6 protein-coding genes are annotated in these 5,608 nt (G+C 30.8%); 5 read left to right on the forward strand and 1 reads right to left on the reverse strand.

Features of this window, described 5'->3' with window-relative positions; all coding sequences use genetic code 11:
* Positions 1-85: 85 nt before the first annotated feature.
* From glpK to SVN78_07865, 3 genes are all read left to right on the forward strand, one after another.
* Positions 86-1,573, forward strand: a complete 1,488-nt coding sequence (gene glpK, locus SVN78_07855; protein ID MDY6821518.1) for a glycerol kinase GlpK — start codon at positions 86-88, stop codon at positions 1,571-1,573.
* The gene (locus SVN78_07860; protein MDY6821519.1) at positions 1,573-3,183 is read left to right on the forward strand and encodes an FAD-dependent oxidoreductase; all 1,611 of its coding nucleotides are present in this window, start codon (positions 1,573-1,575) and stop codon (positions 3,181-3,183) included. Before glpK ends, SVN78_07860 begins: the two co-directional genes overlap by 1 nt.
* Before the next feature lie 87 nt (positions 3,184-3,270).
* Positions 3,271-4,338, forward strand: coding sequence for a hypothetical protein (locus tag SVN78_07865; GenBank protein MDY6821520.1), 1,068 nt, complete (start codon positions 3,271-3,273; stop codon positions 4,336-4,338).
* Between the two features lie 12 nt (positions 4,339-4,350).
* Here SVN78_07865 and ispF read toward each other — a convergent pair whose 3' ends face one another.
* Positions 4,351-4,836: a 2-C-methyl-D-erythritol 2,4-cyclodiphosphate synthase gene (gene ispF, locus SVN78_07870; protein MDY6821521.1), complete on the reverse strand. Its 486-nt coding sequence runs from the start codon at positions 4,834-4,836 to the stop codon at positions 4,351-4,353.
* 81 nt (positions 4,837-4,917) lie between these two features.
* Here ispF and ndk point away from each other — a divergent pair, with 81 nt between their 5' ends.
* Entirely contained in the window at positions 4,918-5,331 is a 414-nt protein-coding gene (gene ndk, locus SVN78_07875) for a nucleoside-diphosphate kinase (GenBank protein MDY6821522.1), read from the forward strand.
* Positions 5,328-5,608: threonine synthase (locus SVN78_07880; GenBank protein ID MDY6821523.1), on the forward strand; the 281-nt coding region annotated here is incomplete at its 3' end. The genes ndk and SVN78_07880, both read left to right, overlap by 4 nt.

A 5,608-nucleotide genomic window follows, 5' to 3' on the forward strand; every position in this document is an offset into this window, starting at 1 on the left:
ATTTTAAAATTAGATAAAATTTTTTTATTTGATTTAAAAAAGCATTTTGTATTTTTATAGTATAAATTATTAGTTGGAGGTGAAGATGGAAAAATATTTATTAGGAATTGATCAAGGAACTACTAGCACTAAGGTTGTGGCTCATACCTTAGAAGGTAAGTCATGTTTTTTATTACAAAAAGAATTTAATTGTGTATTCCCAAAATTGATGTGGGTTGAACAAGATCCATGTGACATTTTAAATACCACTATTACTTGTTTAAAAAATGCTGTAAAAAGGATAAAGGCTGAAGAAGGGGAAATTCTAGCTATTGGGATAACTAATCAGAGGGAAACTACTATTATATGGGATAAAACAAGTGGCAAGCCTGTATATAACGCAATAGTTTGGCAAGATAGAAGAACATCAGATATGTGCAATTATTATATAGATAAAGGATATGAAAAGGAAATAGTAAAAAAAACGGGTTTGATTATAGATCCATACTTTTCTGCTACAAAGATTAAATGGCTTTTAGATAACATTGATGGACTTAGAGAAAAAGCATTGGAAGGAAAAATTGCTTTTGGCACAGTTGATACATTCCTAATATGGCATTTAACAGGTGGTCGTATTCATGCAACAGATGCAACAAATGCCTCTAGAACAATGATGTTTAATTTGGATAAACAAGAATGGGATGAAGATATTTTAAATGAGTTTAATATCCCAAAAGAAATACTGCCTGAAATAAAAGATAGTGTAGCAGATTATGGATATACCGATAAAAAGCTCATAGGCGAAGAGATAAAAATATTAGCAGTTTTAGGCGATCAACAGGCTGCAGCTGTTGGTCAAATATGTTTTACTCCAGGACAATTAAAATGCACATATGGCACTGGTTGTTTTGCTTTAATGAATATAGGTGAAACACCTGTTTATTCAAAAAATAGATTACTTACAACAGTTGCCTATAGATTGAATGGGAGGCCAACCTATGCTTTAGAAGGTTCTGTTTTTGTTGCTGGGGCTGCAGTGCAGTGGTTAAGAGATAATCTAAAGTTGATTAAAGAGGCTGCTGAGACTGAGGATTTAGCTAGAAGTTTAGATAGTAATGACGGTGTATATATTGTGCCATCTTTTACTGGACTAGGTGCACCACACTGGGATTCCAAAGCAAGGGGTGTTATTGTGGGTTTAACAAGGAATACAGGCATAGCCCACTTTGCAAGAGCAGTTTTAGAAGCCGCATGTTATCAGACAGTTGATCTCTATGAAGCGATGAATATGGACAGTGGCATACCCTTTAAGTCTTTAAAAGTAGATGGTGGTATGACAGATAATAAATGGATGTTACAATTTTTAGCTGATATTTCAAATATAGATGTATTAAAACCTAAAATAACCCAAATTACAGCTTTTGGGGTTTCAGCATTTGCTGGTATAGGAAGTGGGGTATATAACAGTATAAGGGATATCGAAAAATTATGGGAGATAGATGAAGACTACAAACCAAAAATTGATGAAGATAAGAGAAATATGTTGATAACAAAGTGGAGAAAAGCTGTAGAGATAGCAAAGGAGTATAAGTAGTGAATGAGATAAGAGAGAAAATTAAGGAGAATTTAAAAAGAGAAAGCTTTGATTTAATTGTTATAGGTGGAGGCGCAACAGGATCTGGTATAGCCCTTGATGCCGCTTCTAGAGGGTTAAAAACTGCACTTGTTGAAAAGGGAGATTTTTCTTCTGGAACGAGCAGTAGAAGCACAAAGCTTGTGCACGGAGGAGTTAGATACTTAGAGGATGCAGTGTTACATTTTGATAAAACACAGTATAATTTGGTAAGGGATGCATTGAAAGAAAGATATAATCTTTTAAACAATTCTAAATATTTAGCTTGGAGGTTAAATCTTGTTACTCCTCTTTATAAAGCCTATGAGATGCCCTATATATACGCAGGCTTATCCCTTTATGATGTTCTTTCTGGCAAAAAAAGATTGGGGGCTAGCCGTATACTTGGTAAGAGAAAAATTCATAGTTACAATGATTGCATTAAAAAAGAGGGCTTAAAAGGGGGTGTTCTTTATTATGATGGGCAATTTCATGACGCACGAATGAATATAGCATTAATCAAAACTGCTTATAAGTTTGGTGCAAAGCCTTGTAATTATATAGAGGTTGTAAATCTAATTAAAAAGGGTGGCATGGTTGGTGGCGTAAAGGTAAAAGATGTATTAACAGGTGATACATTTGATATTAATGGTAAAGTTGTTGTTAATGCAACTGGCCCTTATTTAGATAATATCAGGAAGCTAGATGATCCTAACACAGAAGATATGTTAAAGGTTAGCTCAGGGATACATATTGTAATAGATGCTAGCTATACAAAAAAAGGGTTTGGCTTAATGATACCAAAAACAGAGGATGGTAGGGTATTATTTGTTTTGCCTTGGAATGGTAATACATTAGTTGGTACAACAGACGAGGAGGCAACACTAGAAGATCATCCAACTGTAAAGAAAAAAGATGTTAACTATCTTTTAAAGCACGTGAACAATTATTTTGATATGAAAATTACAGAAAAAGATATTAAGTCTAAGTGGAGTGGGTTAAGACCACTTGTAAAAGATCCTAACAAATCAGATACTGCAAAGCTCTCTAGGGATCATGTAATAGAAGCATCACCATCTGGTTTACTAACAATAGGGGGTGGAAAGTGGACAACCTATAGAAAGATGGCACAAGATTTAGTGGATAAGGCTATTGAGTATGCCCGTTTGACTCCACATAGTTATTGTTATACTGATAGGATCTTTGTTGATGGATATGATCCTGTAAATGAAGATTTAAAAAAACAAAGTTCTTACAATTTTCTTGATAAAAAGGAATTTGACTTTTTGTATAAAAGATATGGCTCTAATTTAAATAAAATTCTAGAATTAAATAATGGTCAATTAAATATGCTTTATGAGGATTATCCTATTTTTGAAGAAGAAATAAAATATCAAATTAGGGAAGAATTTGCCGCAAGAGCAGAGGATGTGATAATTAGGCGAACTATGTTAGCACTTGTTGATATTAATGGAGCAAAAGAGATAGCTGAAAAAGTTGTAGAGATTATGTCGGAAGAACTTAACTGGTCTAAAAGAAGAAAAGAAGAAGAGCAGAAGATTTTAGAAGATAGATTAAATATTTCAATTTAGATGCTATTTATTTGCTTTTAACAAAATCAAAAGATAATATATCATATTATTGTGAGTATACTATATAGATTTTTATTTTTTATTTTAATGACATTAGCGCTTTGCTTTGGCTTTCTAAATAATTATATTGAAGGCTATAATTTTGAACGATTGCATATATTTTTATTTAATCTATGTTCTGGTGGCTCTATTATCATTCTCTACACCTCGAGATTTAAAATAAACAATTTAATTGTAATTTTCCTTTTAATTGCCTGTTTTTTATATACCTTATTTGCTTTTGAACATAGCTATTTATACTCATCGGTTTTTGCAATGATAATTTTTTTCATAACTGAATATATTAGGCATAAATATTTTGGTTCAATTTATAATTTTTTAAGAAGAATAAAGTTATCAACAAAATTTAACCATGCCTCCCTTCTTTGTTTATCTATTGGTCTAATTATATCAATATTCGCCATGATTAATGAACATTCCAATATATTTCATTTAGAAAAATTAAACCTTAATACTTTTTTCTTGGGGTTTTCTTTTCCAATTTCACTTATCACCTTTTCAGTTATATTCAAACTAATTGAGAGTAATTTAGGGAATAAAGATTTAATTGCAAAAATTATTTTTTGGGTTATAAATTTAGGGGTTATTATTTTTTTTATTTTTATCTTAATTGGATCAACTCTATTAGAGCTTATTATATCATCTATCTTGTCAATTGCTGTGTTAAGTGTTTTTATTATTTTTTTTAAGTTGTGTAAAAATATACAACAAAAATATTTTATCCTATCAGGTATGTTTTTTTTAATATGTACTGCTGTAACAGGCATATTATACATATTATGCAACATATATTTTTCACATAATAAACAGTTGTTGGATAATATATTGGCTTATCACCGTTTTATATCATTATACGGTTGGAATTTAAGTGGCTTAGCAGTAATTGTTAGGTTTAATGATTTTCCAATTAAATTAAACTCGGTGGGTGTGATATCTTTACATTGGCTTACAGTTGCAATATTAGCCCCAATATCATTAAACTCAACAATTTTACCACCTTTAACTGTTACTTGTTATGCTATCTTTTTGTTTCTTATTTTTTTTAGTAAACCAAATAAAAAAATTAAAATAAATAAGGGGTTAAAAATGTGTTAGATTGAAATTAAATTAGCTAATATTTTTATTAAGCCTAAGAAGGCTTACAGCTATTGCAGCTGCTCCCTCAAGCCTTCCTATGAAGCCCATATTTTCGTTACTTTTTCCTTTTATTGATATTGCGTTTATTGGTAATACTAAATAGTGTGCCAACACTTCTTTCATTTTGTTTGTGTAGGGGCTTATTTTTGGTGTTTCTGAGATAAAAACTACATCAGTATTTATTATATTATAACCTGCCCCAACAATTAAAGTATGCACTTTCTTTAAAAGTGTTAATGAGCATATGTTTTTATACTCAGGTGAATTATCAGGGAATAATTCCCCAATATTTTTATTTAAGGTTGGTGAGACAAGGGAGTCAATAATAGCATGTACTATGACATCCCCATCTGAATGTCCCTCTAATCCCCAATCATGTTCAATCCTTATACCACCTAAAATAAGGGGTTTGTTTTTAACAAATCTATGGGAGTCGTAACCTATTCCTATTTTCATAAATAATTGTATTGTAAATTTGTCTATATATCCTATACTAAAAAAATTCAAAAGAGAATATATAATATTTAGGAGGAATGAATGAATAGTACACTGGCTATAATTAAACCTGATGCCTTTAAAGCTAATTATACTGGGAAAATAATTGACATAATACTAAAAAATGAATTTTTTATAAAGGCCATGAAATTAGTAAAATTAAGTGAAATTGAGGCAAAGGGCTTTTATCAAGTGCATAGAGAAAAACCTTTTTTTAATGATTTAATAAAATTTATGACTTCAGGACCATCTATTGTAATGGTTTTAGAAAAGGAAAATGCTGTAGAAGAGTGGCGAGCATTGATGGGGGAAACAGATCCAAAGAAAGCCAAAGAAGGTACAATTAGAGCGTTATATGGGCATGATATAGAAAAAAATGCTGTTCACGGATCAGATTCTAATGAAAATGCTCATAATGAAATTGCTTATTTTTTTCCTCAAATTGATCTCTTATGAAATATTTTAGCACAAGAAATAGTGATATAAGATTAACCTTTGAGGAATCTGTATATATGGGGTTAGCTCCAGATGGAGGGCTCCTTGTGCCCGAAGGTATTCCATTTATTGATGATAATGCCTTGAAAGTGTTAAGAGATTATAAATATGTTGATTTAGCTGTTTATATTATAAATAAGTTTTGGCCTGAGGTTGAAACTTCTGTATTAACTAAAGTTTTAAAGAATAGCTATAGAAATTTTTATAATGATAGGATTGTTACTATTAAGGATTTAAG

It is taken from the genome of Deferribacterota bacterium (assembly GCA_034189185.1).
GTDB lineage: Bacteria > Chrysiogenota > Deferribacteres > Deferribacterales > UBA228 > UBA228.